We start from the raw sequence: 331 nt of genomic DNA on the forward strand, positions 1-331 counted from the left end.
CTCCGCGACCTCGACGCCGTACGACGACGAGGAGGCGCCGGGGACGACCCGATGGAGGAACGTCACGTCGCCGTCCTCGCGGGTGGCGGTGAAGTGGAGGTTGAAGACGCGCTCGCGCTCCTCGGCTAGGTCCGTGAGGCCGTGGTAATGAGTGGCGAAGAGGGCCGTCGCGCCGAGCTCGTCGTGGAGGAACTCGGCGGCCGCGCGGGCGATGGCCCGCCCGTCGGTGGTGGCGGTGCCGCGGCCGACCTCGTCGAGGAGGACGAGCGAGTCGGCGCCCGCGTCGTGGAGGATCTCCGTCAGCTCGCTCATCTCGCGCATGAACGTCGAC

At 71.6% G+C, this 331-nt stretch carries 1 pseudogene; it reads right to left on the reverse strand.

From position 1 onward, the window contains the following. A pseudogene (locus EXE44_RS18775) lies at positions 1-331 on the reverse strand (DNA mismatch repair protein MutS); the annotation flags it as partial.

Origin of the sequence: Halorubrum sp. SS7 (genome assembly GCF_005435055.1) — an archaeon.
Lineage (GTDB): Archaea > Halobacteriota > Halobacteria > Halobacteriales > Haloferacaceae > Halorubrum > Halorubrum salinarum.